General features: G+C 69.6%; 1 protein-coding gene. It reads right to left on the bottom strand.

The features are described 5' to 3' along the window. Positions 1-4,085 (bottom strand): condensation domain-containing protein (locus VT50_RS37775; RefSeq protein WP_240529500.1); only part of this gene is annotated, 4,085 nt, incomplete at its 3' end. Positions 4,086-4,122 lie beyond the last annotated feature (37 nt).

A 4,122-nucleotide genomic window follows, 5' to 3' on the forward strand; every position in this document is an offset into this window, starting at 1 on the left:
ATCCGCCCCACCACACACCCCGGATCAGCGGCAATCGCCTCCAACACCCGCACAAAACGAGCCGCGATCACCTCCACCGCCTCCCGGTCGAACACATCAGGCCGATACCCCCACCGCACCTGAAGCCGCTCACCAGGAATCACCGTCAACGCCAGCGTGTAATGCGTCGCATCCCGGCCCCCGCTGGCCCGCACGGTCACGCCACTGTCTCCCAGAGCCCCCGAAGCCGCGTCAGGCGCCACCGGATAGTTCTCAAAAATGACTACCGTGTCGAACCGCGCGCCCGCACCCACCGCCGCCTGAATCTCCGGCAACCCCGCGAACTGGTACTCCGACAACCGCGCCTGCGTCTCCTGCAACCCCGACAACAACCCCGACACGCGCATCCCGGCCCCCGCCGTCACCCGCACCGGCAGAGTATTGATACACAACCCCACCAACGACTCCGCACCCGCCAACTCCACCGGCCGCACCGCCACCGTCGCCCCGAACACCACATCCTCACGCCCCAACAACCGACCCAACACCACACCCCACGCCCCTTGCACCAGCGTGTTCAGCGTCAGCCCCAGCTCCCGCCCACGCTCCACCAACCGTCCTGTCAAATCCTCCGGAACCTCACACCACACCTCACCCGGCACCACCCCGCCACCACCGGCAAGCACCGGTCCCAACACCGACGCCTCCGCCATCCCCGCCAACGCCCCACACCACGCCGCAACCGCCGCACCCCGATCCCGCGACCCATACCACGCGAGGTAGTCGCGGTACGGCGTCGGCCTGGGCAGTGCGCTCTCCTCTCCCGGGCGCTCGTACAAGGCGAACAGATCCCGCACCACCAGCGGAGTCGACCAGCCGTCCAACACGATGTGGTGATTCGTCATCACCAGCCGGAAGCGCTCCTCCCCCAGGCGGAACAACGCGAACCGCAGCAACGGCGGCCGCCCCAGATCGAACCGATCGACCCGGTCCTCCGCCAGCCACCGCTCGAAGACATCCCGCGCCTCCGCCTCCTCCAGACCCCGCAGATCCTCCTCGCGCCACGGCACCCGCACCCCACCGGTGACGACCTGAACCGGCACCGACACACCCTCATGCACAAACCCCGCGCCCACCTGCGGATACCGCTGCAACAACCCCTCCGCGGCCCCCCGCAACCGCATCACATCCAACGGACCCTCGAGATCGAAGACCAGCTGCACCATGTACACATCCGGCGCGCCATCGTCATAGACCGCGTGGAACAGCAGCCCCTCCTGCAACGGGGTGAGCGGCAGGATGTCGTCGGCGTCCGGGACCAGTGCCTCGACGTGTTCGATCTCGGTTTGGCCCAGCGGGATCAGCTGCACGTCGGAGGGTGTGCGGCCACCGGACGTGGGATGCCTGAGATGGGCGATCAGTCCGTCCACGGCCGTGCGCCATGCCTCGGCGAACCGGCTGACCTCCGCTTCCGTCATCAGATGGCCGGCCCAGGCCCAGGTCGCCGTGAGGCGCGGGCCGTCGGGGGTGTCCTCGGTGAGTGCGTTGATGTCGAGGCAGTGGGTGAGGGCGAGATCGGGGTCGGATCCGCCGCCGAGGGCCGTACTCTCCATCGCGTAGGACCAGTTGGCGGATCCACTGCCGATGTACCGGCCAAGGTAGTTGAAGCCGATGCGCGGCGTGTTCAGCGCCGCGAGCTGGGGCCCGGTGCGGGGGTTGAGGTAGCGCAGCAGACCGTAGCCGATGCCGTGGTCCGGGACGCGGAGCTGTTCCTTCACGCGTTTGAGCGCACCGCCCAGGTTGGCGGCGCCGGTTGCCACGTCGGTCCAGTCGACGGTACCCGCGTCGAGCCGTACCGGATAGATGCTGGTGAACCAGCCGATGGTGCGCGACAGATCGAGGGCCTCGGCGATGTCTTCGCGGCCGTGTCCCTCGACGTTGACCAGCAGTGCGGTGGCTTCGGCGGTGCCGTAGCAGTGGGCCGCGGCCAGGACCAGGGCCGTGAGGAGGACGTCATCGACCCCCGCGTGATATGCGGCGGGTACGGTCGTGAGGAGGGGCTCGGTGTGTGCCGGGTCGAGGACGACGGTGAGCGATCGCAGGCTGCGCACGTCGTCACGGGCGGGGTCGAGCGCGTCGGTGGCCACGGTGAGCCCGGGGTCCCTGACCATACGGGCCCACATGTCCAGCTCATCTTCCCGGGTGGGGCCGACGGCCTGGTCGGTGAGCAGTCGCGCCCATCGGCGGAAGGAGGTGCCGACGGGCTGGAGTGCGGGGGTCCGGGCGGCCTCGATCGCCTCGTACGCGGCGATGAGGTCGGGCAGCAGCACCCGCCAGGACACTCCGTCCATCACCAGGTGGTGGGCCAGCAGGAGCAGCCGGCCGGGGCGCCGGTCCCCCGCGTCCAGCCAGACCACCTGGAGCACGGTGCCGGAGTGCGGGTCCAGTCGGGCCTGCCCCGCCGCGCTCTCCGCCGCCACCGCCGCCTGAAGGTCCTCGTCGCCACCTGCGATCACCGTGGTCCGGCGGACCAGGTCCGCTGCCGCGATGGAGCCGGGCGGTGTGATCTCCAGCTGCCAGGGGTCGGCGCCACCGTCGCCGGGGCGATCGGCACCGTCCCCGTCGGCGATCCGCAGTCGCAGCGCGTCATGGTGGTCGATCACGGCCTGGAGCGATGGGATCAGCCGGTCGAGTGTCAGCGTCGGTGGCACTTCCAGCAACACCGACTGGTGATATCCGGCGGTCGCCCCTTCGCGCTCGCGCAGCCAGTGCATGATCGGGGTCATGGGCAGAGTGCCCACTCCGTTGTCCTCCACGGCCGGGGCCTCGGCGGTCCGGGTGGCGGTGGCGGCGAGGGCGGCGGGCGTCTTGTGCTGGAACACCTCACGCGGGGTGATTACCAGGCCCGTACGACGAGCCCGGCCCACCAACTGGATGGACATGATGCTGTCCCCGCCCAGCGCGAAGAAGTCGGCGTCGGCAGGGACATCGGACAGGCCAAGCACCTGGGCGAACAACCCGCACAGCAGCTCTTCCGTCGCGGAGGTCGGTGTACGGCCGGGGGCCGGGGTGTATTCCGGGGCGGGCAGCGCCTTGCGGTCCAGCTTCCCGTTCGCCGTCAGCGGCAACCGCGCCAGCACCACTACGGCCGAGGGCACCATGTGCTCCGGCAGCACACCTGTCAGGAACTCACGCAGCTCCGTTGCCACCGGACGGGACCCGGCCGTCGGTACGGCATAGCCGGTCAGCCGCCGGTCGCCCGGCCGGTCCTCGCGGACCGTCACGGCGGCCCGTGCCACGTGCGGATGCGACGCCAGCGCCGCCTCCACCTCGCCCAGCTCGATACGGAAACCTCGCACCTTGACCTGGTCGTCCACCCGGCCGACGAACTCCAGCCGCCCGTCCGCCCGCCACCGCACCAAGTCCCCGGTCCGGTACATCCGCCCACCGGACCCGGCGAACGGACACGCTACAAACCGTTCCGCCGTCAGCCCCGCACGCCCCGCATACCCCCGCGCCAACCCCGCACCCGCCACATACAACTCACCCACCACACTCGGTGGCACAAGCTCCAGCCCCTCATCGAGCACATGGGTGTGCAGACCCGGGAGGGGCCGGCCGATCAGGCTCCTGGCTCCGGGTCCGGTGAGCTCGCGGTCGATCGGCTGGTGGGTGACGTGCACGGTGGTCTCGGTGATGCCGTACATGTTCACCACGACAGGGGCGTCGTCGTGGTGGCGGGCGTACCAGTCGGCAAGGCGTGTGGGTTCGAGGGCCTCGCCGCCGAGCACCACACAGCGAAGTGCCGTACGCACGCGTGGCCCGCCACGTTCTGCTTCCGCCGCGATCAGTTGGTACAGCGCGGAGGGGGTCTGGCTCAGGACCGAGACGTTCTCCCGTACCAGCAACTCCAGGAAATCCGAAGGGGAGCGGGTCACCTCCCTGTCGACCACGATGAGTCGGCCACCGCTCAGCAGGGCTCCCCAGATCTCCCACACCGAGAAGTCGAACGCATACGAGTGGAACATGGTCCACACGTCGTCCGGGCCGTAGTCGTAGTTCTGCGCGATCGCTTCGAGCAGCCTCACCACGTTGGTGTGGGTCACCAGGACACCCTTGGGGGTGCCGGTGGATCCTGAGGTG

The sequence above is a fragment of the Streptomyces antioxidans genome, assembly GCF_000968685.2.
GTDB lineage: Bacteria > Actinomycetota > Actinomycetes > Streptomycetales > Streptomycetaceae > Streptomyces > Streptomyces antioxidans.